The organism is Arthrobacter sp. Soil782 (assembly GCF_001428435.1).
GTDB lineage: Bacteria > Actinomycetota > Actinomycetes > Actinomycetales > Micrococcaceae > Arthrobacter_D > Arthrobacter_D parietis.
In genome coordinates, this window is the sequence record NZ_LMSO01000008.1 from 1 (window position 1) to 24,658 (window position 24,658).

Here is a 24,658-nt window from a genome sequence, read left to right on the forward strand (position 1 = left end):
AGGTTGCCTCGGTGACCTGCAGCTCCTTGATGACCTCGATCATCGGCTTGCCGTCATTTAGCATTTTCTGCCCCTGCCGGACCTTCGCGACGACCTGATCCGGGGTATGCCTACGTGCCATAATCTGTGAATTTCCTCCTGCACCCATTATCGGATGCGAAACTCACACAGTCACCGGACTCCTACCCGGGGACCCAACCAGCTCGACCAAGCGATCGACACGTCGACGTCTGCCGGCAAATTTGCGCTACAGATCATCGGTGCGACGGCTGAATTCGAGCGTGCGATGATCAGTGAGAGAACCAAGAGTGCCATGGCGGGGCGGGCGCGCGGCCGGAACGGCGGCAGACCGAAAGCACTCTCTCCGAAGGCTCAGTCACGAGCCCAGGACCTCTACGACGCCGGCCACATGACTGTAAAGGAAATTGCCGCGGCCGTCGGGGTCAGCCAAGCTACCCTTTATCGAGAGCTCAATACGAAAATCGGAGCCACAAAATGAGTGCAGGTGCTGAGCAAACCCAGGCCAGCGACTTCGTCCGTGTCTACTTCCACGCAATCACCGGCTGGGAGTTGACCGACACAGGATGCAAAACATGCTGGGACGAGGTGGTCCTCATGTTCAACTCCATGTCGACGCCGGCTGAGATCCTGGCATCCCCACACGAGTGCGAGGCGGACTGGAACTGTTCACAGATCCTCGCACAGGAACTCATCGACCACCCCGAGAAGTGGTAGCCGAACCGCGGCGCCTGTCAGCACGACCATGCCCCGGCAGGATGATCGAGAGGCTGAGCGGACCCTGTACCTCGCAGTACAACAGATGCGGCGGGAACTAGAGAAGGGTGACCCGGAGTTCGCGCTCCGCATCCTCGTCGAAGTGATCCGCCAGCTTTCGGCGGCCGACGACCTGAGTGAAGCCACCCAGCCGCCTTCTATGGGGTCAGCGAAATGGGATGCGCTGATCACCGCAGCCGTGAGATATGCCTGCCGGATCAGCGGCCAGGAGACACCCGTCTGGACTCAGCCCAAACGGTTGCCCGCGGAGTGGTTCCCTTACGACTTCCGACCACTCAGCGAGGCCTGGAAAGACCTATCCCGGCGTGAGACTCCGCCAGAGTTCGCCGAGGTCCGCATTTCTATTCGCGAGCGATCACTGCACGGCGCAGGGTAGACGCTTGTGACAGGCCCTATCCGCCGATCCAACGGAAGGCGCATCCTTCCACCGTAAATCCTGCGGCATCGGCGGGCACAACGATCGTGAACTGCGGGGCGACGGATATGAAGTTGTTCGCAAGGATGTTCCCGGAGGCGTCCGAGACCTCCCAGTAGCAGTCCTCAACTTTCGGTCCCTGTGACTGCCAGGTGCCTGGCTGCGCTTCGCTGCCGATGAGGTACGAACCGGATGTGACGAACTTGCCGGTTGCCCGGTCAGCCTCAATCGCTTCCTGCTCCCTGCCGGCGGCCCTTGCCTTCTCGATGTTAGCTTGAATCTGGGCGACCTTCGGGTGCTCCGGACACAGAAGGATCGCTCCTGCGGCTTCATCGGCTTGGCCTGTGCTCACTATGTCGTCTACGGGTATCCCAACGGTGGAGGCACAAATTCCGTAGAGGTACTTGAGCGAGTCCTCCTCGGCGTCGGGGCCATAGGCGACCTCCAAGGCCTTGCGATCGTTGTCCAAAACCTCTCCGCCAGTCTGGTTGACCTCGCAGTTGTCATAGGCGACATCCCATGCTGCCTGGAAGGTGTAGTAGGTTTCGATACTCGATTCCGCCTCCGAGTAGCAGCTGTACTTGAACTGTGCCGCTTCAGGCGTGGGCGAAGGAGTAGGCGTGGGTGTGGGCGTGGCTGATCTTGTCGGCGTCGGCTTCGGTGTCGCCTTCTTCGTCGTGGGTGTGGCTGACGGCGAACTGGACGTGGATTCTGCGCTAGGAGCGGCGTCGGCGCCACATCCCGTCACGAGCAGCAGCGCAGAGAGCAGAGCAATAGAAGCCAGCTTGTTCATTGGGTCCCCCATATTCGGATGTATGGAGAGAATTCTAAGCGGAAGACGGACCTTTTCAGGACGCGCGCAGCCGGGTGATGACCCCGTAGCTGGCGGCGCGGTTCCGCCTGCCTGGCGAGGCTAAACCTGGTCACACTTGCTTGTGCGCGGCGGCTGTCGGACCGAACAGAGATCCGCGCTCCACCCCTTACACTCCTCCTATGGGGGATGGACTATTCGGTAAGAAATCATTCAACGTTCTTGTGGCTGTATGTACCGTCGTCATCCTGCTCTGCGGGGCCGTCATCCTCTACGCATCCAGCCGCGGCAATAGCCCGGAGCCGACGACTGCCGTCTCGGCTACCTCGCCCGAGACGGAGGATGAGGCAGTTCCTTCCCTTTCGCCGACTCGAACGCCGTCACATGGCAAGACAGAGCCCAGCCAGGGCACCGCGCCCCAGGCCCGTGCACCCTCACCGGCCGCGAATCCCGTGCCGGCCGTCGAGGAACCTATGACGGCACCAGCTATTGCATCGCCTTGGGCTCCCGCGCCTTCCTCAGTTCCTGCGCCACAATCACAGCCACAGCCTTCCGAGCAGGTGCGTCAACCCGACGTTGAGCCGGAGATTGTCTGCCCAACCGGCCATCTGTCTGTTTCACTCGACGAAGCCCGTCTCGGACCAAGTGGCGGCTTCCCAGGCCGCCGGCCAGTCGACATGAGCGGCGTAGTTCGAAACGATGCCAGTGTCGCCGTGGATGTCTGGTTAAGTACCGCCGTCAACGTCGTCGGGATCAATTCGGCTGGTGAGGTTGAGAAGAGTTACTGGCTCGACTTGGAATATACGCCGCCGACGGGCGACATCCGTCCCTATCAAATATCTCTAGCACCCAAGCAAGCGCTGCGATTCAGTCTCAGCGAAGTCAGCGACCACCCAGATTGGGCGAACATAAAATACTGGTTAGTCGATCCTCAACACACGCTGCTCCTTTCGCATTTCACGGAAATCAGCCTTGATTGCGACACCTCGGCCCAGATCAAAATCCTGAACGACCCGATTCCGAACCGTCCTTAGCCTCAGTCTTCGGCCAGCAGCACCCGGATCGTGTGCAGGACGAGCTCGCGCTGGCGGGTGTTCAGCCGGTTCGCGGACTCCGGCAGCACGAACGGCTCCAGCTCCCCTGTCGGCAGCCCGGCGGCCGCACGCAGCTTCGTCATGGGAATGCCCAGGGCGACCGAGAACGCCTGGAGGATTTTCTCGCTGGGTTCCTCTGGCACCGCGCGCAGGTATTTCGAGATCGACGTGTTCGAGACGACCACACCTTTCGACGCTGCAACTTCTGTGATCCGTCGGGGCGGACAGCTGCTCAGTGTTCGAATCGTTCAGCAGGTCGGACAGCGCGCTCATGGGTTAGAGCCTAGCTACCAGTCCATGCTGGTGATGCGAGTACATTCTCAGAATGGACCTTCCCGAGCACAAGCCACAAGCCACTGGGACTGCCTGGAACGAGATAGAGGCGGAGTTCGGACTGCTCACCGGAGGTGAAGTCGCCCGCCTGCTGGGTGTCAGGTTGGAAGGGCATGACGCCGCACAACTGATTAGCGTCCATCGTGGCGACGCTCTCCTTTACCCAGGCTTCCAATTCGACCTGGATGAAGGGAAAACCCTGCCTGTCATGGCTGGGCTACTAGAGGTCGCCGGCAAGTACGGCAAGACGCAAGAGGGGCTAACCCACTGGTTGTGCTCCCGCACCGGGCAGCTCATTAATGAGCGGCCAGTGGATCATCTGCACGAGCCTGAGCGGGTTCTGGAGGCGGCAGAGAACCACTACGGGGTCGAGTGGTGACGTAGTCACCGGACGGTGACCGGTGTGCCATCCGGGACGAGCTCCAGTAGCCGCGGAATGTCCCATTCGTTGGCGATAATGCAGCCTGGTGTGGCCGCGGTGTAGCCCGAGATGCTGCGGCAGTCCTCCGAGAAGGCGTGGATTGCTTGGACGGCGGTTGGCTGGTCGATGTAACCGTCGACGCTTTCGCTCTGTGCCGAGAGGGCCATCATGGGTTGGGCCGAGCAATTCTGCGAGATCGCCGTCGAGTAGCGGCCCGTGACGAAGGACCGGCCACGCGCAGTCTCATCCCCACCGCTAATGGATACGGGAAAGACGTCCAGCACGGCTGCTCCGTCGGCCACGGTGATTGTCCTGGCCGTCAGATCCACGTCGACGGTGACGTTCGAGGACTTGGTGAGGACATCGGATGCCAGGACCCAGCCGGTGGCACCATTCACGGGATCACCGGAAGAAGGCAGATTGCGCCGGGCAGGCAGGAGCACCTGCAGCCATTTGCCGTCAATGGGTCCGATGGCCGGCATCCAGGTTCGGTCCGAGCCTTCCGAATCGATGACACGGGCCGGGATCATCCCGACAGCATCCGCGCCTGGGGACACGTAGACGAGGAGTCCATCAGCCTTCGGCGCCACCAGGAGGCCGCTGTAGGGCGCTCCGTTATCTGCAGGGGCAGCCGGGAAGACAGCATCAGCGGTGATCCACCGCAACGGGGCGGTGGTCTCTTGGGGTGTGCGTTCAGAGGAGGGTGCAGGCGCCCCTCTGGCGGGCTCGGGGAGGACTTCCGGTGCCGCGGTGAGTGCCGGATTGTTGGGCTGAGCGGTGCTCACTGCGACAACCTGGGCGGTCACCTGCGTGGGCACGACCATGGCCGCTGGGCCCGTGAAGAGCACAGCGGCCATGACACCGACGGAGGTGAGACCCTTTCGGATCCCGGTCAGCATCGTGAGGTCCTTACTTGCCGCTGGTCTTGCTGTTCAGTCGACGGGCCAGGAATCCAGCACCGATAGCCGAGGCAGCCGAAACCGCACCGGAAACCAGCACGCTTGGGCCGGCGAGCAGGGCCAAGGCCAGGAATGCCGGACCGGCGAGCAAGGCGGTGGCAACCGCGCCGGATGCCAAACTCATGTCCTCTGCTTCGTTGGAGACCAGCGCTGCCTGTGGCTGAGGGCGGACCGGAGCCGGCGGGACGGATGTCTCTGTCTCAACCGTTTCAACGGTCTTGGGCACGTCCACCGTCACCTCCAGCTTGGGCTCCGGGAGCTCCTCCTCGATGGGCTCGGGCTCCACCGGCGGTTGCGGACCCGTTTTGAAAGGAACGAGGACGGCCGAGTAGTAGCCGCCGCTCTGCGTTCCGTGGACCTCGATCAGCGTCTCGCCTGGGAAATCATTGGCGAGCTCGTCGAAGTTGCTCGAGGTTCCATCGGCGGATGCGAACCGGCTCGGGTGAGGAGCGCCGTTCGCGGTGATGGCCAGTTCCTCGCCCGGGTACCAGCCCACGAGCGTCCCCCAGGTATCGCCCTCGGAGATGTACGCCGGGGTCACTTGCACCAGGACTCCCTCAGTCGCGTGCTGGGAGAGCGCACCGGTGGCGCTGAGCATGATGCCGTTGCCGACGGTATTGTATCCGGGAACTGACCACTCATAGCGGAAGGATCCGGTGTCATCAGCCACCGTTGACAGGTTAAACCTGCCTTCTGCATCTGCGATGGAGACCTGCTCGCTGGGCTCGAAACCGGAGCCATCAAGCAGCACGGGCTTCCCTACGGTCGTTTCGGCCTGCGTGATGGTGAGTTGCGGTCGGAAGCAGCCGACCCACTGTCCGTCGCTGCTGGTGGGTGCGCATCCGGGCGCCTGCGGAGGATCGAACGGATAAGTATCACCTACTGGTCCACCGTGAACGGGTGTGGGGTCGAATGGGGCGGAATCGATTGGAACGGGCACACCGTAAGTTGGTTCCAGGGGCGGGACGGGGGCACCGATTGCCATGTCGCCGGCGTGCGCCGGCATCAGGCCGGCCGAGAGCAGTGCAGCGAGGATCAGGGACGCTCCGGTGGACTTGATGACGCGGTTTGCTTTCATGATGCTTCCTGAGAGTGGTTGAACTGGCGGTAGGTCAGTAGGTGGAGGGATGCCGGGCTGTGTGGCGTTATGCGGCCAGTTCGTGCCCTCCCGTCGGGACTCGCACGACCAAGGGGTCGTTCTTGAGCTCGTTGACCTTGTTCGGGTTGAAGCCGGACCAGCTGTCGGTAATCTCACCGTTCTGATAGACCACGGTGACCGGTGCCTGCATGTAGCCCAGGTCGATGCAGAGCTGGCGATTCTCGGCCGTAGTGGCGTCCAGCTCGTTCACCAGAACGTCGGTCTTGGCGATGGCACGCTTCATGGCGTCACACTGAACGCACTGAGACTTGCTGTACATGACAACCGTCTTAGGCGACGGAAGGACGGTTAGTGAGGGGTTTTCGGTCATTCGGATTCTCCTTGGCGGATGGTAAACGCAACGCTTACGTTGCGTAATGTCAGACTATCGGGATTGCCACATCTTTGCAACATAGCTGCTGCAAAAACGCGAGGCGCAGGGACACGTGGCTGCCCTAGAGGTCCCAGGCTTCCGGTTCCTCATCGGGGCCCATTACGAAGCTGCTTGGGGTCAAATCCGCGCGCCGTGTGCGCCATGTATCTGCGCCCCGCGCTGGCTTGTCCTTCTTGGCCGTGAGGTAGCCGTATCGGTGGCGCTTGCCGTTTCGCAGAACAACCTTGCCGACGCCCACGACGTTGACGACTGTGGTCTTGCCGTTCTTCAGCGTGACGGTCACTGGGCCCACGTTGACGAGGTCCTCGAGCCCTTCAACCACCCACTCCTTGTTGTCCGCATCTGTGCAGCGCGGCTTGAAGCGGACGAAGGAGGTTTCGGTGGAGCCAGGACGCTCGATCGTTTCAGTGCTCACGGTGCTCCCACTTCGTGCAGCGGCGGACTTGCGGACGTGGACGTTGACCTACCAGGTGTGGTGGTCCTCCTCATCAGGGGCTGGCACAAAGTCGGCCGGCGGGAAATCCAGATCCGACTCATCCGCGGAAGGTGCGGCCGCAGTTGCGACAGGTGCCGGCTTATCCTCTTTGGCTCGGTACCCGTACCGCTGCAGGATGCCGTCCTTCTCGAAGCTCTTGCCGACGTCCACGATGTTGACGACTTTGGTCTTGCCGCTCTTCAGCGTGACGGTCACGGAGCCCTCGGCGACGATCTTCTCGGGGCCGAGGATTACCCATTCACCTTTGGCGGTCTTGTGGAAAGTGGCGCAGGGGGCTTCGGTGGGTGCGGGACGTTCAACGATTTCGGTGCTCAAGGTGTTCTCGCTTCGTGGGGCTTGCTAGTGGGCGGATTATTAGCGGACGGCCGGGATGACGTCGCTGGCGGATGGGAAGACGGTGAAATTTTTCGTTACTTCAGCGGCAACCTGCATGTTGCGGAAAGGGCCGTTGTCGGCCTTACCGTGAAGCGCTGCCATCAGAAGGCAGAGCAGTTCTTCCGGGGTGACACCTTGGTGCGCACTGGTGCGAGTGCAACCGACGCTGCAGGCGCCGTGCATGCGGGCTTCGTGTGTGCGGAAACTGCGACCGCCGCTAATGGCAGCGCTTTCGATGCGGCTCCCGATCTCCCGCTTGGCGTCATCGACGAGGCTGCCGGACTTTGACATAAACGCCATACCGAGCTCATCCAGTAGTGACAGCTTGGCGCCGGTGTGTTCTGTGATGCCCTCGGTCAAGGTCAACTCGACCAGCGAATCGAAGTTCTCGACTAGCTTGTCGAATTGCGCCAGCGGGGCGAGACACAGGAATTCAACGACCGCAACCCTTCGATTGGTTTTCGCTCGGCCGTTGGTCTGGGTAGTTTCGGTGCTCACGGTTTTCTCGATTTCGTTCAGTGGCGGATTGCTGGTGGTGGGTGATCCTTGGATTCAAGGGATCCCAGGCGGCAGGTGAAAGAGGAAAAGTCCTGCCGCCCAGGAACGCTTGACGCGTTCATTCCGGGCACCGCCCCGGAAGATCGTTAGGCCGCGATGGAGAGTGGTGTGACGGGCCTCTTACCCCAGCTGGGGTTTGCCGGTTCGTAGACGCAGAAGATGGTGAACCCTTCGGTCATTTCGACGGCAATCTTTCGGTTGCGGGAAGGGCCGTTGTCACCCTGGCCGGCGACTGTCGACATGAGAAGGCAGAGCAGGTCTCCTGCGTTCGGGGCCGTCTCCCCGCGGAAGGCCTGGACTGCGTATGCAGCTGCAGTGGCGATCCTCTTTCCGATCCTGACCTCGTAGTCATCGATCTCGGAGTCATCGGGTCGTGCCAGGGCGGCGGCCATGAATGCCGTGCTCTTTTCCTGCAGCAGGGTGGCCATCTCGGGAGTGCGGTCCGTGATGTCCTCGTTGTGGAGCGACTCGGTCAGGGCTCCGAAAGACTGGGTGTGGGCTACGAACTGCGCAGTCAGATCGAGCTGCACGAACTCAGCGACCGCGATGTCTGCCCGGTCGTAATCATTCTCAAGTTCGTCGAGGTACTCGGACTTATCCCATGCTTCAGCTTCAGCGTCGATCTGGGCCTGGGTGAGGGTGGAAACGAGAGTCAGGGTGGGAGCACTCATGGGGATCCGATCTGTGAGGGTGTTGCTGGCGGATGGGTTAAGCCTTCAGATTCAAGGGCTTCCAGGCAGCAGGTGAAAGAGGAGAAAAGTCCTGCTGCCCAGGAGCGTTTGAATGTTCATTTCCGGGCACCACCCCGGAAGAGAGTTAGGCCGCGATCGGAGCTGCCTCGTCTTCCGCGTCCTCCTCTTCCCAGCTGGGAGAGACCGGGCCGTAGCAATCGAACATCGTGAAGTTCTCGGTAGCCTCAGCGGCGATCTTCATGTTGCGCAGAGAGCCGCCATCGCCCTGGCCGTTCACCACCGCGATCACGAGGCAAAGCAACTCTGCTGCCGTGGGAGGAGTCTGTCCTCGCAGGGCGCGGACACCGTGTGCCACTGCAGTGTCGATGGCGGTTCCGTACTTGACCTCGTCGATCTGCTGGGCGGGCCCGTCCATGAACGTCCAGCTCAGCTTCTCTGCTCGGTGCAGCATTTTGACGGTGCGTGACGTGATTCCTTCGTCCGCGGTCGTCTCACCCCAGGCTGTGAAGGACTGCGAGAGGGCTGCGAATTTGCTGTGTGGGCCGACCTTCTCGAATTCAGCGAAGGTCATGCCTGCCAGGGGGATCAGGTCGAGCTGGTAGCCCACCTTGTCGTAGTTGAGCTCAGCTTCTGCGGCGGCCTTCAAGATCTTGGTTGAGGTGCTCATAGTGTTCCAATCTGTGGCGGATGAAAACGGTAAATCTTTCAGCGAATCGTTGCGTAATCCGCTAGGCAATATGATGCCATCATACAACATAGAAGGCAAGTCGAGGCACGTGTAACCATCTGAAGGGCCGGGTGCCGTTTCTTAGAAGATCTCCGGAAGCTCGGCGCCGACCCGGTTGCGATAGTTCGGATCCTGAAGAACGGTTCGCAGGACGGTCAGGTAGGCGGTGCGGAAATCGCTAGTTGTGCAGTTCTTCGAAATGCCTCGCAGCTCTGGGGTCGTCCAGAGACTGCCGGATGCGTGGCGGTCGGCGGCGAACGCTGCCTCTGCCTCGATCGCTTCAGTGACCACGCGGTCTACCCCTGCTGTTTGCAGTGCCTCAATGACCAGGTGGGAGGGGATAGAGGGGTCTGGGACGAATATCAGGTCTGAGCCTTCCCTGGTGTACAGGTGGCCGTGTCCGAATGCTTCCTGCACTCGGATAGCGAGGCCGTGGTCCCTCAATGGCTGGTAGACCACTCGGTTGAGGTAGCCCTGCGGCAGGGGTGTAGTAGCGAAGGCCAGCTTCATGCCGGTGAGCTCTTCTGGGTTAGCGAGGCCGTGGAAGCGTGTGTCGGTGATCATGGTGAATCTCTTTTCTACGGGTGGTGATGGTTGGCGATTTAGAAATCCATGTCGATGGACCGGAAAGCTTCCAGGGCGTGGGCCCGCCAGTTGTCCGGGTGGACACCGGCGAAGGTGAATTCGTTCGCGTACAGCCAGGTCAACCAGCGCTTACCGAAGCTTTTCGTGCGGAAGCCGGCGGCCTGGCCCGGGAGGGTGGAACAGCGGCACAGGGTGAGTACGCCGGCTTCCTCCTCGGACACGGCCCAGTAGAAAGTGCCGTCGGTGTCGCGGGTAACCCTGGATATGGTCGTACGGGTCGGTGCCGGGGGCCGGACTGTGGCCTGCCGGTTCGTGATGCGGGGCGCTGTCATGGTGTTCACGGTGCGTTCCTTCGGTCGGTGCTGCATGGCTGGGTGGTAGCGGTTCAGAAGTCGTAGTCGGTTCGAGCCTGAGCGCGCGGCCGGCGGGCTTCGGGTTTAGGCTCGGTGCCCATTGCTGCGGCTTTCCCCACGATGGACAGGCCCAGGGGGTCGGACTCACGGAGGGCCGCCGGAAGGACCAGGAAGCCCTGGGACTCGGCCTCGGTGAGGAAGTCCACGACGTCCTGCATAATCTCCGTGAAACCCAGGAACCGGCCGTCGTGCACGCCGCAGTGGTCCATGGTGTACGCCTCGGCCGTGCCGGGCTCTACCAGGGTGAGGAGCCCAGGGCCGTCGACTGCCTCGAAGCCGAGTTCGCACAGGGCGGCGGGGGCGTGCTGCTTCGTGTCTTCGTAGCGCCGGACCAATTCCCGGCGCAGGGCCGCGAGTCCGCCCCGCTGCACGCCACTGTTGGCCGAGTGGGCACCGTCGTCCAGCTTCTCGGCCGTCGTCCCTGCCTGCAGCCGACGCTGGACTGCCAGCATGGCGGCGTACACGAGATTCGTAACGGGGCAGGGGTAGGCGACGGGGCGCAGGGCGTGAGTGGTGGTGTTCATCGGTATTTGCTTTCCGGTCGTGGTTTGGAGGTTTAGGCGGCCTGTGTGGTGGGCTGCCACGCAGGGACGATCTTCTTGACGCGGCGGGTTGGTGCAGCGTCCAGTGCGCGGACGTCGGCGACGAGCTCTGCCGGGATCTCCCGCGGTCGGTCCTTGCCCGCAGCAAAGATGCGGAGCGCCTCGATGCGGATTGTGTCTGCAGTGAGCCGTATATCGGCGGTGCGGCGCCCCTCTGCGTCGTGGCCAATCTCGGCCCGGTCGATAATTCGGAGAGCTTCCCCTCCACCGAGATGGCGGCGGTCCCTGTAGATCATGACGGTGCACGGGTAGTTGTCCGGGGTGTTCTGGCAGGCCTCGAAAAGATCGATGACCCACTGCGTGAGGATGATGGTGCCGTCGCGGGCGATGTCGGCGGAGTTGATGACCCAGACGGTCCCCATGATGCCGGCGGTCTGGTGGGCGGCGTGCCGGCGAAGAACGGTCTCCTTGGCGATTGGCGAATGCTGGATCTCGATGGCGACATTTTTCTTGGACCCGATCCGCTGCACGATGGCATCGGCACGGGCACCAGGTACAGAGAATTCGTGGGCGAAGGCTGGACCGAAGACGTCGTATTGCAGGTAGCGGTGGAACTCACCAGCGGAGCCGCCTGTGGTGGCGCAGTCGTTGGCGGTTCCCGCCGCGTGGTACCAGTGCGGCCTGCAGTTGGGGGGTGAACGGAAGAAGATCGGTGCATCGCAGTGGATCTCTTCGCAGCGCAATTCGCCTGCTGCAGCCAGGTCGTGGGCTTCAGTGCCGTTCACCCGCGTCACTGATGCTGCCTGGATGTCCGTGGCGCCAGGGAGCGCGATACGTGCGGAACGATCTGCAGTCATAGTGGTGAACATGTGGAAGAATCCTTCTCTGCCTGGTGATGAAATCTGATTCCATCATACAACAAGACGCAATTTTAGGCACGCTCTGCCGGAAATTGGTTTGGGGAGTCTCCGTGGCACCAACACCTATCTACAACGTCTACTGCTCCGGCGAGGCGGATCTTCGAACAGATCGGTATTGGCGTCTAAGGTTCAACTATGAGCGGCTTGAATGATTCTCTTAGTGGCGTTGAAGGACACAATGTGAACTTGCGGCAAGCCGCCGAACCGGAGGCGGGAGGGTTGGGGCCATTCGTCCTGCCTGAATCGGCGGACGGGCTGAAAACACGGGAACGTGAGCTGGTCCTGCATATGATCCGGGTGCTGCTCGACGAGGACTGACGCTTCCTGCGTCTGTCGGAGGTGCCGCCGAGGGTGATGGACTCGGTCCATTCACATCGAAGGCGAACGTGGAGGTCCGGGAAGCTGTCTTGGCGGCCGCTCCGTCGCCGGAGCTCTATCGTTCGGCTCCGCTGCACCAGCTATTGCCGCCTACTACCCGGCCGTCACCGCTCACACTCCATTGCTGTGAGATCCTGATGGGCAATTCATTGGGCAAGAGACACGTTGCCATGATGATTTCGCGCGGGAAAGCGCCAGCACATTCACGGATAAAATTACGTGGAAGCAACGCGCCAGCCCGAAAAATTAAAAGGAGCCCAAGCGTGTTTGAATCGTGGTCGTCGGCCGACGGCGTTTCTGCCTCCCACGGAGGCCGTCGGATGCTCTCGGCGAACTGTAACGGGACCCCAAACTTGAGGAAGGCTCTTCCGTGGTGAAGCTCAACCTGAAGGCTGTCGAGGAGCGCGTTGCCCCGCTTGGCGGTCGCGAATCCTACGATCGAGAGTTCATTTTCAGCCTTTTGCTGGCGTACGGCAAACCGCAGGGTAACGTAACGCGGTTGCGTAACGGATCGCTCAATGTTGCCGGTGACCCCCAGTCCGAAGTCGCCCAGAAGAACGTCGTCTATTTCAAGGAGACAACGGGCGACCCTCTCGCGGTCATCGACGAACTGAAGACTTCACCCTTGGTCGTCAGGTACAACACACGCTTCGTGATTGTCACCGATTATTCGGAACTGCTGGCCATCGACACAAAGACCGGCGAAAACCTGATGATCCCAATCCGGGACATCGCCCAGCACTTCACATTCTTCCTGCCTTGGGCCGGAATGGAGAAAGCGCAATACGTCGCCGAGGCCCACGCGGACGTCAAGGCTGCCGAACGGATGGGCAAACTGTTCGACGAGCTGCTGGCAGCGAACCCCGCGATCTTCGATATGGCGCACGGGCGTCATGCGCTCAACGTGTTTTTTACCCGCCTCCTGTTCTGCTTCTTCGCTGAAGATACTGGCATCTTCGAGGAGGGCGCCTTCACCAACGCCGTCGGCTCGCATACTCAACTCGACGGATCAGACGTCGCTGAGTTCCTCACCGAGGTGTTCAAGGCGCTCGATACGGACGACGCCAGTGAGAAACCCTCACACCTGGCTCGGTTTCCGTACGTCAACGGCCGGTTGTTCACGATGTCCTCTGAGCACGTCGTTCCGGTTTTTACGAAGAAGGCCCGTGATCTGCTGATTGAATCGGGCAGACTCATCTGGCGCGACATCAACCCGGACATCTTCGGATCGATGTTCCAGGCGATCGTCACCCCGGGAAAGCGCAGCGACTTGGGCCAGCACTACACCTCGGTGCCGAACATCCTTAAAACCATTGAGCCGCTGTTCCTTGATGACCTTAAGGAGCAGTTTGATGCGGGGTTCGACTCCGTCAAGAAGCTTGAGGCACTGCTCGAACGAATCAGCGCGATCAAGGTTTTCGACCCTGCGTGTGGATCTGGCAACTTCCTCATCATTGCGTACAAAGAATTGCGTCGGCTCGAGCACGCGATTCTTGAACGCCTTTTCGAGATCGATCCGAAGCACCAAATGCTATACGCCGAGTCAAGGATCAGCATCGAACATTTCTATGGACTGGAGATCGACGATTTTGCCGTAGAGGTGGCAATTCTTTCCCTCTGGATCGCCAAGCACCAAATGAACGCTGAGTTCAAGGAAAAGTTCAACCTCGCCATCCCACTGATCCCCCTCAAGGAGATAGGGCAGATCCAGGCCGGAAACGCCATCACTCTCGACTGGCATGCTGTTTGCCCGAACGATGAAGCAACTGAAATCTATGTCCTAGGCAACCCGCCTTACTTGGGGAGCCGGAAGCAGTCTGCAGAGCAGAAGCGCGATCTGGCTACGATAACTGCAAAGTACAAGAGCCTCGACTATGTCTCTGCATGGCTGATCAAAGGTGCGAACTTCATACGCGGCACGGCGGCGAAGCTGGCGTTCGTCACGACAAATTCGATCACCCAAGGCGAGCAAGTCGGGATTCTTTGGCCACAGGTTCTCGGTGAAGAACTAGAAATCGACTATGCCTACACCTCCTTCAAATGGTCCAACCATGCGAAGAATGTCGCCGGAGTCACTTGCGTGGTCGTCAGCCTCCGCAACCGCTCAACTGAACCCAAATACATCTACACAGGCGACATACGTCTTAGTGCAAAACGTATCAACCCATATCTGGCTGACGCTCCGGACATCTGGATCAGCAGACGCAGCAGTCCTCTTTCTTCTTTGCCCAGGCTCGGGTTTGGCTCGATGCCGAACGATGGCGGCAACCTGATTCTCAGCGACGCAGAGAAGGAGGAACTGCTTGCAGTAGCACCGCAGGCCAGTGCATTCATCAGAGGCTTCAGCGGGGCTGATGAATTCATCAAGGGCAAGACCCGGTGGTGTCTGGTAGTTCCGGATCAAGCGGTCGAAGAAGCTTCTAAAATATCGGTAGTCGCACAGCGATTGGCAGAGGTGCGAGTACATCGCCAGAAGAGCACGGAGAAGTCGACCAGGGCAAAAGCGGCAGTGCCGAACCAATTCTACTTTTGGGCGCATCAGGACACCAACTCAATCATTGTCCCGTCAACTTCTTCAGAAAACCGAGAATATATACCGATCGGCTATCTAGATGGAGGAACCGTCGTTTCGAACCTGGCGAATGCTGCATATGACGCCGAGCCGTGGGTGTTTGCTCTTCTGACATCTGCGACTCACATGGTGTGGGCACGCGCTATAGGAGGTCAGCTGGACACTCGATTGCGCTACACGAACACTATTGTCTATAACAACTTTCCGGTCCCTCCGCTCAGGGAGTCCATAAAAGAGGATTTGACCGAAGCAGCCTTGCGTGTCCTAGACGTTCGCGAGTACCACTGCGAACAGACGCTGTCAGAGCTCTACAATCCTGATCTAATGCCTGAGGATCTTCGCGCAGCTCATGCAGCAGTCGACGCGCTGGTCGAATCGATCTATTTCAAACGTGGCTACGAGACCGATGAACAGAGGCTCTCGGACCTGTTTGCAATGTATGAGGCAATGGCCGCCGAGGCAGCTCGGGATTTACGTGAGAAGAAGACAAAGAGGGTGCGGAAATGAACACGATCAAGAAGCCGATGAACGTTGTCGACGTGACCTACGCCCGCACGAAAGCGTCTGTAAACACCGATGCTTTAGGTATGCGAGAGATGCAGCAGCGTGTGTTCGCCAGGAGAGACGCCCAGCACCTTCTTGTCAAGGCTCCGCCGGCATCAGGCAAGTCGAGAGCGCTGATGTTCGTTGCTCTCGATAAGCTCTATAACCAAGGCCGGAAGAAGGTCATCGTCGCCGTGCCTGAGCGATCCATCGGAGGCTCCTTCTCTTCGACGAAGCTCACCTCGAATGGGTTCTTCGCGGACTGGGAGATCAAAGAGGAACGCAACCTCTGTGATCCGGGTTCCTCGCAGGGCAAGGTCGGAGCATTCATCGACTTCCTAGATAGCTCGGACGCAACGCTGGTCTGCACGCATGCGACACTGCGGTTCGCGTTTGAGAAGCTCGCCCCGGAGGCGTTCAACGGCACAGTGCTGGCGATCGACGAATTCCACCATGTCTCCGCTGATACTGAAGCCAACCGCCTCGGCGCCCTCCTGCGCGAAGTCATGAACGGCTCGGACGTGCACATCGTCGCGATGACCGGCTCTTACTTTCGCGGCGACTCGGTCCCTGTGCTGTCTGCTGAGGACGAGGCACGGTTCACGCCTGTTACGTTCAACTACTATGACCAGCTCAACGGGTACGAGCACTTGCGCTCGCTCGGCATCGGACATCACTTCTACCAGGGCCGCTATACGGACGCTATCGGTGAAGTCCTGCATCTGGACAGGAAGACGATAGTTCACATTCCGAACGTCAACTCTGGCGAGTCCACCAAGGACAAGATCGAGGAAGTCGGATTTATCATCGACGCCATCGGCCATGTCGAGAGCACTGACCCCGATACCGGGATCATCAGCATTCGCCATAAAGACACCGGTGCGATACTTCGGGTCGCTGATCTCGTGGATGACACGGACCAGAAGAAACGCGCTGACACGCTCCACTATCTTTCCCGTGTCGCCTCCAAAGAGCGCGAGGGTGTGGACATCATCATCGCCCTGGGCATGGCAAAGGAAGGCTTCGACTGGCCCTTTGCCGAGCACGCCCTTACCGTCGGCTACCGCGCCTCGCTGACCGAGGTCATCCAGATCATCGGTCGTGTCACCCGCGACAGCCCCGGCAAGGAGCATGCCCAGTTCACGAACCTGATCGCTGAGCCCGACGCCACCCAGGGCGAAGTGAAGGTCTCGGTGAACAACATGCTGAAGGCCATTACAGCGTCGTTGCTGATGGAGCAGGTGCTTGCACAGAATTTCACTTTCAAGACCAAGAACACTGGTGACGATGATGTCAACCCACCGGGCGTCATTAAGATCAAGGGCTTCAAGGAGCCCTCCTCGGAGCGAGTCAAGCAGATCGTCGAGACGGACCTGAACGACCTTAAGGCCACAATCCTTCAAGATGACACCTTCGCCAAAGCGGCTGCCGGCTCGGTCGATCCCGAGACGACGAATAAGGTTCTGATCCCGAAGATCATCCGCGAGCGGTACCCCGATCTGGATGAAAACCAGGTTGAGGAGCTTCGTCAGCAGGTGGTGGTCGACTCCGTCATCAAAAACGGCGAGGTTCGCGAGGTCGGTGACAAGCGCTTCATAAAGATGTCCGAGAAGTTCGTCAACATCGATGACATCAATATCAACCTCATCGACTCGGTCAACCCCTTCCAGCGGGCCTTCGAGGTCATCTCGAAGTCCGTAACGCCGTCCGTACTGCGCATCATCCAGGACACCATCACCGCCACACGGGTGGAAGTCACGGAGGAAGAGGCTTTGGCGCTGTTCCCCAAAATTCAGAATTGGGCCAAGGTTGCAGGACGCCGACCGAACGTGCGCTCCGAAGACTCGACAGAGAAGCGGTATGCCGAGGTGTTGCTGTTCCTGCAGCGTAAAAAGCAGGAGCATCAGGCCGCCCAGCGGGCAATGGAGATGGTGGGGGAGGACACATGAGCGAGACGGAGATCATGGATTCAGGGGCTTCTGCCCGCCTTGCCAGTTTGCAAGAGCTGTTCGATGCGGATGCTGGCGAGCTCCTCGACGCACCGGAAGAGACAAAGAAGGTCACCTCAGCCGATCGGCTGGAACGCGCTTTCCTGGAAGTCGTGGAGTTCCGTCGTTCCCATGACCGCATCCCGAGTTCGACGACGCGGGAAATCGCTGAGCGAAAGCTTGGTGCCAGGCTCGATGGCATTCGCGCTAACGAGGAGAAGATTGCAGCTTTGAAGCATCTCGACGAGTTCGGGTTGTTGGAGGTCCACGAGGCTCCTGCCTCCCTTGATGACCTCCTCGCGGGGGATGAGCTGGATCTGCTTGGTGATGAATCCGGGTTGCTTGATGTCTCGGATCTACCGATACGTAAAGCACCGAATTCCCCTGACTCCGTAGCCAAGCGGAGGAAGAACGTTGACTTCGACCAGTTCGAACACCTTTTCAAGACTAAGCACGCCGAACTTGCCGAAGGCGCAGTGACTCTGGCTGCTTTCAAGGGGTTGCCGACAGTGCAGGAGGGGCGGTTCTTCGTCCTGAACGGAATCATGCTGTTCGTAGCGGAAGTTGGCGAAACCAAAACGATGATTGTCGGCGGCAAACCGGAGCCAAAGCAGCGCCTGCGGGTGATCTTCGAAAACGGCACCGAGTCCTCGATGTACCGGCAGTCCCTTTCGATACGGCTCCACGAGCAGGAAGGCCAAGCGATCGTTCGCACCGGCGTCGGAGATGACGAAATCTTTGACGCCGACAGGGAAAGCGGTCACATCTACGTACTTGAGTCGTTGAGCGACGATCCGCAGATCGCCGGGATCGAAGACCTGCATAAAATCGGGTTTTCGACCACGAGCGTGGAGCAGCGAATCAAGAACGCTGAGAAGTCGCCGACTTATCTGATGTCCCCAGTGAAGATTGTGGAGAATTACCGGACCTACAACCTGAAGCCCTCGGCCCTGGAACACCTCCTACATCGCGTTTTCGCCGAGGTGCGGCTTGACCTTACCCAAATCGATCGCAAGGGCCGCCATTACGATCCTTCGGAGTGGTTTATTGCGCCACGAAAGGTGATCAACCAGGCCATCCATATGATCATGTCCGGCGAAATCGTCAGCTACGTCTACGATGCGCAACTCAAGAAGCTCGTCGAGCGTGAATAAGCTCCGAGTTCGCTGAGAAGGACGTTTTCTACGCTCTGTCCTTCGCCCACCATAAGAATTCGGCAGCGTGCTGCTGGTGGCGGAAGCCATCACCCAAAAGAGCACGCAGCAGATTGTTGCTCCACAGGATGAGGCGTCCTTTGGTCCAGGTGGTGCTCTCGGGTGCGGGCAGTTCGAGGCCCCAGAGCGACCGGGCGATCTCCCGTTTACCTGCAACGCCGGTGTACATGAGGATTGTCAGGTACTCCTCCGGATATGCGATGCACAAGACCTTCGTGAGTAGTGACTCTTTGAAGCCCCTCATCGCATTCGGTGTGGCGTCGTTTATGAGCGCAGTAAGGCGGTCTTCCAACGCGGAGGGCGACGTGCCGCGAAGCAGATACTCGATAGTTCTGCGAACTTGGGCAGCGGCGACCTCGGTGCCCATCTCATTCCACGCTTCATTGAAGACAGACATGTTCCCTGGGTTCGCACCAACGCTCGAGTTGGCGAAGTTCTTAAGATCCTGAGGGTCCGCCGTGGGTAGACCCTCGGCGCTGAACACCCACTGGTATTTTTTCCAGTACGGCGCGACGTTTGGCACAGGTTCGGGTTCGCGCCGGAGGAAATCAGCCTTAAGTTCGTCGACCCGTGCAAGCTTCACCGGGTCGACATCCCCGGGCTTCGGGAAACGCTTCTTAATCTCGTCCAGAGTGGGCGATGATCGGGCTTGCCGGGCCGGTTCACCCCGAAGCCACTCGTCTCCGCAATTTGTGCACTTGAGCTTCTTCTGGGTCCCGGTCAAGCGTTCAGCTAGCTCCACATGTTCGTCCGTCAGACAGTTGCCGCATTCGAGGAGATCAATTGCCATGTGGACTTACCTTCCGGAGACGGGTAGATCTGCCTTCAAAACGTTAGCAGTCCTTGCCCTGACCCACACTGGGCTGCCCATTGACGGTCCCAAGTGGAGGGGCTGCCTTGCGAACGCAAAATGACCGCTGCCAAGCCCCGGTCCGCATAGAGCTTCCATGGCAGAAAATATCGCTTCCGAATGGGTTCGTTCAACGAGGACCGCGCAGGGGCTCCCTCCTGTGATCGTCAGCACGCAGGTACACGCTCGTGCCCTCACATCCATAGATCGTTCCAACGCTTGTGCAAAGCAAGAGGCCGCCTAGCTTCGCCACTCTGGTACGAGGCGAGTTTCGTCGAAGACTTTTGCACCGGTAACTATATTTCGCGGAGTGACGGTGATCTTCACAAAGACCTGGTCGAGAAGGGCTCTTTTGACGGAGGTTTCCATCTCGGGCCAGGCCGCCGCGAGCTCTGCGCCGGTCTGCCGTTGTCGGGTGCTTTTGGGTCGTGGCTGGGGGAGCGCTTCCAGTTGTTCTCTGATGGCCTTCAACCCCGTTGTCAAGGCGTCTTCGTCGATTTCATCCGCGACGAACAGTTTCGTGAGTTGTGCTTTTCGTTCTTCGAGGCGTTTGCTTTCCGCGACATATCTCGCCCGCTCTGCTTCACCCGCGTCCTCCTGTTGCTGCTCAATCGCCCTATCGAAGGCTGCAAATAGGGCGCTGGCCACAAAATCCTCTGTTGCCTTCAGATTGATCGATATGCGGCCGCAGCTTCTACTGCCCTCGTTCTTCCCACATCTGTACACGGGAGTCCGAGCGGTACCTGCGAACCCGCGCTGCAACGGGCCTCCACACTTTCCGCAGACCAGTAACCCGGAGAGAAGGTGCTTTCGTGGCCCTCCAACAGGGCGGCCCTCTGCGCGACCCTTGGCGAGCCGCTTACGCAACAAAATCGATGTCTCCTCATCGACAATCGCTTCCCACGCACCTCTCTTGGTGATGACACCGTGGTGTTCCCGATTGCCCGCAATTCGCGCCGAGCGGGCGATGCCCACGATGGTCGTAGCTCTCCAGGCAGCTCCTCTCAGCGTCGGGATGCCTCGAGAATTGAGGGAGTTGGCGATGGCGTTCAGCCCCTCACCACCAAGCACCCTTTCCGCGATCTCCTTGATCACTTCAGCTTCGTGAGGAACGATGCTGGCGTCGTTCGTATAGCCGTATACCCGCTGGCCCGGCCATCTCCCTTCTTCCGCATTGGCCCGCGCCTTCCGCAGTTGTCTCTCCGATGTTTTTTCTCGTTCAGCAGCGCCCAGGGCGCCGATGATGGTGGCCACCATACGCCCGTCCGCTGAGGCTAGGTCAACCTTTCCAGCGACGACCGATTCAATAGCCGTGCCGGTGTCATTCGAGAGCTCAATGTACTCGGCGAGCTCCCTCATATTGCGATGCAAGCGGTCCATCGCATAGACGAGGACGACATCGACGCCGCGGTCGGCCATGAGGTCGCGAAGCTTCAAATACTCGGGGCGGGTCTTAAGGCCAGAGGCGGAAATGTTGTTGTCCGCAAGCTCCTCAACTACCTCGTAGCCTTTTTCCTTTGCGTAATCCCGACAGTCCGCGAGCTGCCGAGCTACGCCGAGACCCATGGCTTCCATGTCCTTTGAGATGCGCGTGTAGATGACGGCCCGCTTGTGCATGACTTAAACCTAGGGAGAGGGGACACATATTGTGTTAGCCCAAGTGGCGTGTCGTTGCGTGCTTTACCTGGCACCGGAGCAATGAGCATTCTCCGACGTTTGTGCGTCCAAGATCACAGCGTAGAGGAACAAACTTAGGAAAAAGGGCGGGAAAGGTATACGTCTTTTGTGACGTGTCCCTGATGCGGTGACCAAGATTTGTACGCTGCCTTTATTGGCGGGCGCTAACATCTCCAGCGCGTTCGTGGTGCCGACCGTTGCCTCCTGCATCGATCTGGTGGTGCATTGCGTTCGCGAGCGATCCGGGCAGCGGCGGGTGGCGGAGATCGTTGCACTGGGGCGCCGTGTCGAGAACGGTGTGATCGAGACCTCGACCTTGTTCAAACGAACCGAAGGTGAGCTGCGTGCCACCGCGTCGAACATGCCCGCCGAGGAGAAGTTCGCCGCTGCAGGCTACACCGTCGCCTCGCTCCTGAGCCCATCATGACCGTTGCAGTCGGCGTGGCCCTGGGGGCCGGCCTGTTCCTGATCTGGTGGTCAACCTGGGCGGTGCCTCCACGTCCCGCAAGGGTCCGGCGTGGTGCCGGCAAAGTGGAGGAACTGCTCCTGCGAGCTGGCGTCGAGCGGGTATCAGCGAGCGGTCTGCTGGCAGCCAGCGGGATTGCCGCCCTCTTCGTGTTCCTCTTTGTCTTTGTCTTTACGGGTACGCCGGCCATAGCGGCCTGCTTCGCAATCTTCGGCGGGCTGTTGCCGGTCATGCTGGTCCGCTGGCGTGCGCGGAAGCGCACAGCCTCGTTGCGGGAGCTGTGGCCTGATGTCGTGGACCACCTTCGATCCGCCATCCGCGCCGGCTTGTCCCTGCCGGAAGCGCTGATGCAGTTGGGTGTGAAGGGACCGGAGGAATTACGGCCGGCTTTCCGAGAGTTTGCGGGAGATTACCGATCAGGCGGACAATTCGATCAGTCCCTCGATCGGTTGAAGGACCGGCTGGCTGATCCTGTGGCCGACCGTATCGTGGAGGCACTGCGCCTCACCCGCGAGGTCGGAGGCACCGATCTGGGCAGGCTACTGGGCACCCTCGCGGAATTCCTGCGTGACAGCGCAAGAACCCGAAGCGAGCTCGAGGCGCGCCAATCGTGGACCGTCAACGCCGCCCGGCTAGCCGTGGCAGCACCATGGATCGTGTTGGCGCTGCTCTCGACCCGTCCCGAAGCCGTCGCGGCGTACAACACACCGGGCGGTGCGGTGGTGCTCATCGGAGGACTGCTGGTCTCAGCGTTCTGTTATTGGATCATGCTGCGGATCGGCGCGTTGCCCGACGACGAGCGGGTGCTGAGCTGATGGAGTTTGCACTGGCGGCGCTCGTGGGTGCGTGTTTGGGCTCCGGGCTCTGGCTGATATTCGTCCGGCTGCCGATCATGCGTCAGCCGCGGTTCGTTGAGCGCATCGCTCCCCAACTCAAGTCCGTGGACGTGAGCTCCAGACTCCTGCATTCCCAAACCGTGACCCCCTTTGGACCGCTGGAACGAATCATCCGCCCAGTGGCGCGCGACGCCGTCACCTGGCTCAACAGGTTCAGTCCGGCGTCGTCTGTTCTCGCGCGAAGGCTGGAGCAGGCGGGCCGCACACAATCCGTCCTCGACTTCCGTGCAGAGCAGATCATCTGGGGGAGCATCGGGCTCGCGGCATCGACAACAATCCTCCTCACGTTGGCGGCCTCCGGCAGTTTCAACGTAATGCTCGCGATCCTCATCGTCTTCGGCAGCGCCGCCGGCGGCTATCTCCTGCGCGACTACCTGTTGGGCGCGCAGATAAGGAAGCGGGAGAGCCGCATCCTCGCGGAATTCCCAAGCCTCGCCGAGTTGATGGCCCTCGCCGTCAGCGCGGGCGAGAGCGCTACCGGCGCCCTGGAACGCATCTGCAGGACAGGCCACGGCGAGCTGACCAAAGAATTCGCACGCGTTCTTGCCGAGACCCGAGCCGGAACGCCCCTGATGCAGTCGCTTCAGAACTTCTCCAACCGCACTCAACTGGCGCCGCTCGTTCGGTTCGTTGACGGTATCAGTGTGGCAGTAGAGCGGGGAACCCCGCTCGCCGATGTACTCCGCGCCCAGGCTCAGGACGTAAGGGACCTCTCAAAGCGCGAACTCATGGAATCTGCCGGACGCAAGGAGATCGCCATGATGGTACCCCTCGTATTTGGCGTCTTGCCGCTCACCGTCTTGTTTGCCGTCTATCCGGGCATTGCCCTCATCAACCTCGGACTCTAACTACCTAAAAGAAAGGAACCAGCATGCGTAACCGCTTCATCGCACGCTTTCTGTTCACCACGACCCTTCTTCGAATCCGCGGGCACTTCACGCACACAGCGGACCACCCCGAGCGCGGTGACGTGCCTGGGTGGGTGATGATCACGCTGATGTCAGCCGTCCTGGTGGCCGCACTTCTGGCTATTGCCTCACCTGCGCTGGAGGGACTGTTCAACGAGGCGATCAACCGCGTCAGTCCATAACGCGGTGACTCTCCTCTCCCCGGGCATGGACAACCGGCACCGGCACCCGAATGAACGGGGCGCCGCAACGGTCGACTTCGCTCTCATCGGCGGCCTGCTGACGATCATCTTCATTGCGATCGTTCAGCTCACGCTGGTACTCCATGTGCGAAACACCCTGATCGACGCAGCCTCTTCCGGTGCTCGCTACGGCACTCTCGCCGACCGCTCACCAGCGGATGCAGCAGCGCGCACAAGTTCACTCATCGCCGACGCCATCAACAGCGCCTACGCACAGGACGTGTCCGTGAGCCGGGTCAATCGGGGCGGCTCTGCCGTCCTTCAGGTCACGGTTCGGGCTCCGATTCCCGTGATCGGGCTGATTGGTCCGTCCGGAACCATGGAGATCAGCGGACATGCTGCGCTTCCTTCCTGAGCGGGTCTGCGCAGCTTGGCAAGACAACGACGACGACGGCAGCGCAGTTCTCGAATTCACATTCCTTGGTCTGCTCCTGCTGGTGCCCCTCGTCTACCTCGTGCTGACTGTGGGCTCATTGCAGGGGGCGTCATTCGCCGTCGTTGGTGCTGCCGACCAGGCAGCCAAGGTTTTCGTTGACTCGGAAAGCCCAGAGGAGGCTTATGCCCGCGCTGAACAGGCTGTGGAGCTCGCCATCAATGATTTCGGATTCGCACCCGAAGACGCGGCGGTGACGATTACGTGCGCGGGCACCTGCCTGGAGCCCGGGTCGAGCGTCACCGTCGCCGTCGATCTGAGGGTTCCCCTGCCGCTGATCCCCACAATGCCCGGCCTCAACACGTCAGCAGCCACGGTCGATTCAAGCGCAACCCAGCTCGTGGAGCGTTTCGGATGATGTTCCCTGACCGAAAGGTGGACCAGCATGATGACGAACAGGGGCAGATCACGGTTCTGATCATCGGATACATTCTGCTTTCGCTCCTGGTGGTTGCGGTTGTCACAGCGGTTTCGGCCGTCTACATCGAGCACAAAAAGCTGCTATCGGTAGCGGACGGAGCGGCATTGAGCGCAGCCGATACTTTCTCGGTCGCCTCCATAGATTCAGGCGGCGGGGAACCGGCACCGGAACTTGAGAGCGACTCGGTCTCGCGAGCAGCAGCCGCCTACCTTGAGCGGTCGGGCGCGCCGGCGCGGTTCAACAGCCTGAACCTGGATCCGGCGACAGGAGCACCGGACTCGCGAACCGCCCGGGTGGTTCTCACCGCCGTCGTTCACCCGCCGATCGTGAACTTCCTGGTTCCAGCCGGCATCCCTATCGCCGCGACGGCTGATGCGCGGGCGGACCTGACCCGTTAGCTCC

At 60.2% G+C, this 24,658-nt stretch carries 31 protein-coding genes and 2 pseudogenes; 16 read left to right on the forward strand and 17 right to left on the reverse strand.

The window, feature by feature from the left end:
• Nucleotides 1–121: pseudogene (locus tag ASH00_RS16680) on the reverse strand (IS3 family transposase); the annotation flags it as partial.
• A 33-nt stretch (nt 122–154) separates the two neighbouring features.
• Here ASH00_RS16680 and ASH00_RS09300 point away from each other — a divergent pair.
• From ASH00_RS09300 to ASH00_RS09310, 3 genes are read left to right on the forward strand one after another with little or no spacing between them, the layout of a single operon-like run.
• The gene (locus ASH00_RS09300; protein ID WP_056547870.1) at nt 155–499 is read left to right on the forward strand and encodes a helix-turn-helix domain-containing protein; all 345 of its coding nucleotides are present in this window, start codon (nt 155–157) and stop codon (nt 497–499) included.
• Nucleotides 496–735 carry a hypothetical protein gene (locus ASH00_RS09305; protein ID WP_056547874.1) on the forward strand — a complete coding sequence of 80 codons (240 nt, stop codon included), beginning with the start codon at nt 496–498 and terminating at the stop codon, nt 733–735. Before ASH00_RS09300 ends, ASH00_RS09305 begins: the two co-directional genes overlap by 4 nt.
• A 28-nt stretch (nt 736–763) precedes the next feature.
• Nucleotides 764–1,171, forward strand: coding sequence for a hypothetical protein (locus ASH00_RS09310; RefSeq protein ID WP_056547877.1), 408 nt, complete (start codon nt 764–766; stop codon nt 1,169–1,171).
• Between the two features lie 16 nt (nt 1,172–1,187).
• Here ASH00_RS09310 and ASH00_RS09315 read toward each other — a convergent pair whose 3' ends face one another.
• On the reverse strand, nt 1,188–2,003 hold the full coding sequence (locus ASH00_RS09315; RefSeq protein ID WP_056547880.1) for a hypothetical protein: 816 nt from the start codon (nt 2,001–2,003) through the stop codon (nt 1,188–1,190).
• Between the two features lie 578 nt (nt 2,004–2,581).
• Here ASH00_RS09315 and ASH00_RS09320 point away from each other — a divergent pair.
• Entirely contained in the window at nt 2,582–3,055 is a 474-nt protein-coding gene (locus tag ASH00_RS09320; RefSeq protein ID WP_157359077.1) for a hypothetical protein, read from the forward strand.
• Between the two features lie 2 nt (nt 3,056–3,057).
• Here ASH00_RS09320 and ASH00_RS09325 read toward each other — a convergent pair whose 3' ends face one another.
• Entirely contained in the window at nt 3,058–3,300 is a 243-nt protein-coding gene (locus tag ASH00_RS09325; protein ID WP_056547886.1) for a hypothetical protein, read from the reverse strand.
• Nucleotides 3,301–3,440: 140 nt separating this feature from the next.
• Here ASH00_RS09325 and ASH00_RS09330 point away from each other — a divergent pair, with 140 nt between their 5' ends.
• Entirely contained in the window at nt 3,441–3,827 is a 387-nt protein-coding gene (locus ASH00_RS09330; protein ID WP_056547889.1) for a hypothetical protein, read from the forward strand.
• Between the two features lie 5 nt (nt 3,828–3,832).
• Here ASH00_RS09330 and ASH00_RS09335 read toward each other — a convergent pair whose 3' ends face one another.
• From ASH00_RS09335 to ASH00_RS09390, 12 genes are all read right to left on the reverse strand, one after another.
• Nucleotides 3,833–4,768, reverse strand: a complete 936-nt coding sequence (locus ASH00_RS09335; RefSeq protein WP_056547892.1) for a L,D-transpeptidase — start codon at nt 4,766–4,768, stop codon at nt 3,833–3,835.
• A gap of 10 nt (nt 4,769–4,778) precedes the next feature.
• The gene (locus ASH00_RS09340; RefSeq protein ID WP_056547896.1) at nt 4,779–5,906 is read right to left on the reverse strand and encodes a hypothetical protein; all 1,128 of its coding nucleotides are present in this window, start codon (nt 5,904–5,906) and stop codon (nt 4,779–4,781) included.
• Between the two features lie 67 nt (nt 5,907–5,973).
• Nucleotides 5,974–6,297: a glutaredoxin domain-containing protein gene (locus tag ASH00_RS09345; protein WP_056547898.1), complete on the reverse strand. Its 324-nt coding sequence runs from the start codon at nt 6,295–6,297 to the stop codon at nt 5,974–5,976.
• A 124-nt stretch (nt 6,298–6,421) separates the two neighbouring features.
• Nucleotides 6,422–6,775, reverse strand: a complete 354-nt coding sequence (locus ASH00_RS09350) for a hypothetical protein (RefSeq protein WP_056547902.1) — start codon at nt 6,773–6,775, stop codon at nt 6,422–6,424.
• A 48-nt stretch (nt 6,776–6,823) separates the two neighbouring features.
• A complete protein-coding gene (locus ASH00_RS09355; RefSeq protein ID WP_056547905.1) occupies nt 6,824–7,171 on the reverse strand; it encodes a hypothetical protein in 348 nt (115 codons plus the stop codon).
• Between the two features lie 39 nt (nt 7,172–7,210).
• Entirely contained in the window at nt 7,211–7,729 is a 519-nt protein-coding gene (locus ASH00_RS09360) for a hypothetical protein (RefSeq protein ID WP_056547908.1), read from the reverse strand.
• A gap of 146 nt (nt 7,730–7,875) precedes the next feature.
• Nucleotides 7,876–8,460 carry a hypothetical protein gene (locus ASH00_RS09365; RefSeq protein ID WP_056547910.1) on the reverse strand — a complete coding sequence of 195 codons (585 nt, stop codon included), beginning with the start codon at nt 8,458–8,460 and terminating at the stop codon, nt 7,876–7,878.
• A gap of 145 nt (nt 8,461–8,605) precedes the next feature.
• Entirely contained in the window at nt 8,606–9,148 is a 543-nt protein-coding gene (locus tag ASH00_RS09370) for a hypothetical protein (protein WP_056547913.1), read from the reverse strand.
• Nucleotides 9,149–9,289: 141 nt separating this feature from the next.
• Complete coding sequence (locus tag ASH00_RS09375) at nt 9,290–9,772, reverse strand: hypothetical protein (protein ID WP_056547916.1); 483 nt, start codon at nt 9,770–9,772, stop codon at nt 9,290–9,292.
• Between the two features lie 38 nt (nt 9,773–9,810).
• Nucleotides 9,811–10,134: a hypothetical protein gene (locus ASH00_RS09380; protein ID WP_056547919.1), complete on the reverse strand. Its 324-nt coding sequence runs from the start codon at nt 10,132–10,134 to the stop codon at nt 9,811–9,813.
• Nucleotides 10,135–10,178: 44 nt separating this feature from the next.
• The gene (locus ASH00_RS09385) at nt 10,179–10,730 is read right to left on the reverse strand and encodes a hypothetical protein (RefSeq protein ID WP_056547921.1); all 552 of its coding nucleotides are present in this window, start codon (nt 10,728–10,730) and stop codon (nt 10,179–10,181) included.
• A 32-nt stretch (nt 10,731–10,762) separates the two neighbouring features.
• Entirely contained in the window at nt 10,763–11,617 is an 855-nt protein-coding gene (locus ASH00_RS09390) for a competence protein CoiA family protein (RefSeq protein WP_056547924.1), read from the reverse strand.
• Nucleotides 11,618–11,848: 231 nt separating this feature from the next.
• Between ASH00_RS09390 and ASH00_RS16685 the strand changes: the two genes are divergently transcribed.
• From ASH00_RS16685 to ASH00_RS09405, 4 genes are all read left to right on the forward strand, one after another.
• Nucleotides 11,849–11,986 carry a hypothetical protein gene (locus tag ASH00_RS16685; RefSeq protein ID WP_157359078.1) on the forward strand — a complete coding sequence of 46 codons (138 nt, stop codon included), beginning with the start codon at nt 11,849–11,851 and terminating at the stop codon, nt 11,984–11,986.
• Between the two features lie 430 nt (nt 11,987–12,416).
• Nucleotides 12,417–15,125 carry a DNA methyltransferase gene (locus ASH00_RS09395; RefSeq protein WP_200954786.1) on the forward strand — a complete coding sequence of 903 codons (2,709 nt, stop codon included), beginning with the start codon at nt 12,417–12,419 and terminating at the stop codon, nt 15,123–15,125.
• On the forward strand, nt 15,122–17,110 hold the full coding sequence (locus tag ASH00_RS09400; RefSeq protein ID WP_056547928.1) for a DEAD/DEAH box helicase: 1,989 nt from the start codon (nt 15,122–15,124) through the stop codon (nt 17,108–17,110). The genes ASH00_RS09395 and ASH00_RS09400 overlap by 4 nt, the downstream gene beginning before the upstream one ends.
• Entirely contained in the window at nt 17,107–18,303 is a 1,197-nt protein-coding gene (locus tag ASH00_RS09405; RefSeq protein ID WP_056547931.1) for a GIY-YIG nuclease family protein, read from the forward strand. The genes ASH00_RS09400 and ASH00_RS09405 overlap by 4 nt, the downstream gene beginning before the upstream one ends.
• 28 nt (nt 18,304–18,331) lie before the next feature.
• Here the strand turns inward: ASH00_RS09405 and ASH00_RS09410 are convergent, their stop codons facing one another.
• Nucleotides 18,332–19,153, reverse strand: coding sequence for a hypothetical protein (locus ASH00_RS09410; protein WP_082566029.1), 822 nt, complete (start codon nt 19,151–19,153; stop codon nt 18,332–18,334).
• A 300-nt stretch (nt 19,154–19,453) separates the two neighbouring features.
• Nucleotides 19,454–20,830: a recombinase family protein gene (locus tag ASH00_RS09415; RefSeq protein ID WP_056547935.1), complete on the reverse strand. Its 1,377-nt coding sequence runs from the start codon at nt 20,828–20,830 to the stop codon at nt 19,454–19,456.
• Between the two features lie 181 nt (nt 20,831–21,011).
• Here ASH00_RS09415 and ASH00_RS09420 point away from each other — a divergent pair.
• The 7 genes and pseudogenes from ASH00_RS09420 to ASH00_RS09450 form a co-directional block, all read left to right on the forward strand.
• A pseudogene (locus ASH00_RS09420) lies at nt 21,012–21,317 on the forward strand (CpaF family protein); the annotation flags it as partial.
• On the forward strand, nt 21,314–22,171 hold the full coding sequence (locus tag ASH00_RS09425) for a type II secretion system F family protein (protein ID WP_056547939.1): 858 nt from the start codon (nt 21,314–21,316) through the stop codon (nt 22,169–22,171). The pseudogene ASH00_RS09420 and the gene ASH00_RS09425, both read left to right, overlap by 4 nt.
• Nucleotides 22,171–23,100 (forward strand): type II secretion system F family protein, encoded by a 930-nt coding sequence (locus ASH00_RS09430; RefSeq protein ID WP_056547941.1) that lies wholly within the window; start codon nt 22,171–22,173, stop codon nt 23,098–23,100. Before ASH00_RS09425 ends, ASH00_RS09430 begins: the two co-directional genes overlap by 1 nt.
• Before the next feature lie 23 nt (nt 23,101–23,123).
• Nucleotides 23,124–23,342: a hypothetical protein gene (locus ASH00_RS09435; protein ID WP_157359079.1), complete on the forward strand. Its 219-nt coding sequence runs from the start codon at nt 23,124–23,126 to the stop codon at nt 23,340–23,342.
• 25 nt (nt 23,343–23,367) lie between these two features.
• Nucleotides 23,368–23,757, forward strand: coding sequence for a TadE/TadG family type IV pilus assembly protein (locus ASH00_RS09440; RefSeq protein WP_056547943.1), 390 nt, complete (start codon nt 23,368–23,370; stop codon nt 23,755–23,757).
• Nucleotides 23,738–24,193: a hypothetical protein gene (locus ASH00_RS09445; protein ID WP_056547945.1), complete on the forward strand. Its 456-nt coding sequence runs from the start codon at nt 23,738–23,740 to the stop codon at nt 24,191–24,193. The genes ASH00_RS09440 and ASH00_RS09445 overlap by 20 nt, the downstream gene beginning before the upstream one ends.
• Nucleotides 24,190–24,654 (forward strand): pilus assembly protein TadG-related protein, encoded by a 465-nt coding sequence (locus tag ASH00_RS09450; protein ID WP_235563254.1) that lies wholly within the window; start codon nt 24,190–24,192, stop codon nt 24,652–24,654. The genes ASH00_RS09445 and ASH00_RS09450 overlap by 4 nt, the downstream gene beginning before the upstream one ends.
• Nucleotides 24,655–24,658 lie beyond the last annotated feature (4 nt).

What these genes read in the sequence shown, in the direction of transcription:
- ASH00_RS09340 (WP_056547896.1), bottom strand. Translation starts at nt 5,906, where the DNA reads ATGAAAGCAAACCGCGTCATCAAGTCCACCGGAGCGTCCCTGATCCTC.
- ASH00_RS09370 (WP_056547913.1), bottom strand. Translation starts at nt 9,148, where the DNA reads ATGAGCACCTCAACCAAGATCTTGAAGGCCGCCGCAGAAGCTGAGCTC.
- ASH00_RS09310 (WP_056547877.1), top strand. Translation starts at nt 764, where the DNA reads ATGCCCCGGCAGGATGATCGAGAGGCTGAGCGGACCCTGTACCTCGCA.
- ASH00_RS09345 (WP_056547898.1), bottom strand. Translation starts at nt 6,297, where the DNA reads ATGACCGAAAACCCCTCACTAACCGTCCTTCCGTCGCCTAAGACGGTT.
- ASH00_RS09425 (WP_056547939.1), top strand. Translation starts at nt 21,314, where the DNA reads ATGACCGTTGCAGTCGGCGTGGCCCTGGGGGCCGGCCTGTTCCTGATC.
- ASH00_RS09430 (WP_056547941.1), top strand. Translation starts at nt 22,171, where the DNA reads ATGGAGTTTGCACTGGCGGCGCTCGTGGGTGCGTGTTTGGGCTCCGGG.
- ASH00_RS09300 (WP_056547870.1), top strand. Translation starts at nt 155, where the DNA reads ATGCGAAACTCACACAGTCACCGGACTCCTACCCGGGGACCCAACCAG.
- ASH00_RS09330 (WP_056547889.1), top strand. Translation starts at nt 3,441, where the DNA reads ATGGACCTTCCCGAGCACAAGCCACAAGCCACTGGGACTGCCTGGAAC.
- ASH00_RS09445 (WP_056547945.1), top strand. Translation starts at nt 23,738, where the DNA reads ATGCTGCGCTTCCTTCCTGAGCGGGTCTGCGCAGCTTGGCAAGACAAC.
- ASH00_RS09385 (WP_056547921.1), bottom strand. Translation starts at nt 10,730, where the DNA reads ATGAACACCACCACTCACGCCCTGCGCCCCGTCGCCTACCCCTGCCCC.
- ASH00_RS09365 (WP_056547910.1), bottom strand. Translation starts at nt 8,460, where the DNA reads ATGAGTGCTCCCACCCTGACTCTCGTTTCCACCCTCACCCAGGCCCAG.
- ASH00_RS09405 (WP_056547931.1), top strand. Translation starts at nt 17,107, where the DNA reads ATGAGCGAGACGGAGATCATGGATTCAGGGGCTTCTGCCCGCCTTGCC.
- ASH00_RS09435 (WP_157359079.1), top strand. Translation starts at nt 23,124, where the DNA reads ATGCGTAACCGCTTCATCGCACGCTTTCTGTTCACCACGACCCTTCTT.
- ASH00_RS09450 (WP_235563254.1), top strand. Translation starts at nt 24,190, where the DNA reads ATGATGTTCCCTGACCGAAAGGTGGACCAGCATGATGACGAACAGGGG.
- ASH00_RS09390 (WP_056547924.1), bottom strand. Translation starts at nt 11,617, where the DNA reads ATGTTCACCACTATGACTGCAGATCGTTCCGCACGTATCGCGCTCCCT.
- ASH00_RS09375 (WP_056547916.1), bottom strand. Translation starts at nt 9,772, where the DNA reads ATGATCACCGACACACGCTTCCACGGCCTCGCTAACCCAGAAGAGCTC.
- ASH00_RS09305 (WP_056547874.1), top strand. Translation starts at nt 496, where the DNA reads ATGAGTGCAGGTGCTGAGCAAACCCAGGCCAGCGACTTCGTCCGTGTC.
- ASH00_RS09440 (WP_056547943.1), top strand. Translation starts at nt 23,368, where the DNA reads ATGGACAACCGGCACCGGCACCCGAATGAACGGGGCGCCGCAACGGTC.
- ASH00_RS09400 (WP_056547928.1), top strand. Translation starts at nt 15,122, where the DNA reads ATGAACACGATCAAGAAGCCGATGAACGTTGTCGACGTGACCTACGCC.
- ASH00_RS09415 (WP_056547935.1), bottom strand. Translation starts at nt 20,830, where the DNA reads ATGCACAAGCGGGCCGTCATCTACACGCGCATCTCAAAGGACATGGAA.
- ASH00_RS09315 (WP_056547880.1), bottom strand. Translation starts at nt 2,003, where the DNA reads ATGAACAAGCTGGCTTCTATTGCTCTGCTCTCTGCGCTGCTGCTCGTG.
- ASH00_RS09410 (WP_082566029.1), bottom strand. Translation starts at nt 19,153, where the DNA reads ATGGCAATTGATCTCCTCGAATGCGGCAACTGTCTGACGGACGAACAT.
- ASH00_RS09335 (WP_056547892.1), bottom strand. Translation starts at nt 4,768, where the DNA reads ATGCTGACCGGGATCCGAAAGGGTCTCACCTCCGTCGGTGTCATGGCC.